This window comes from Pedobacter sp. R20-19, from assembly GCF_000708265.2.
In the GTDB taxonomy this organism is placed as follows: Bacteria; Bacteroidota; Bacteroidia; order Sphingobacteriales; family Sphingobacteriaceae; genus Pedobacter.
Map to the genome: position 1 here is coordinate 1 of NZ_JCKI01000015.1, position 397 is coordinate 397.

Below are 397 nucleotides of genomic sequence, written 5' to 3' on the forward strand. Positions count from 1 at the left end.
AACCCGGCTACCCCGGCTTGTCCGACCTGTACCATTACCCCATTGCCATCAAGCCCTGCCATCCGTTTAACCAAAACCGGATCATTCGCTGATGCGAACAATAACGGCAAGGCTGAAGTGGGTGAAACGATCAACTATACATTCAAGGTAGAAAACACAGGTAACGTAACGGTAACAGATCTAAACATCACCGATACCAAAGTAACCATCGTTGGAGGTCCAATCACTTTGGCCCCTGGTGCAACAGATAACAGTACTTTCACAGCCGCTTATACGATTACACAAACTGATGTTGATGCAGGTCGTGTAGACAACCTGGCTACGGCTACAGGTAAAGACCCTAAAGGCAACCCGGTAAGTGATGATTCAGAAAGCGGTAACCCTGCCGATCCGAATA

General features: G+C 48.1%; 1 protein-coding gene. It reads left to right on the top strand.

Going from position 1 to position 397, the window contains the following annotated elements:
• A partial coding sequence (locus tag AN34_RS21345; RefSeq protein ID WP_036677837.1) for a hypothetical protein occupies window positions 1-397 on the top strand: 397 nt, incomplete at both ends.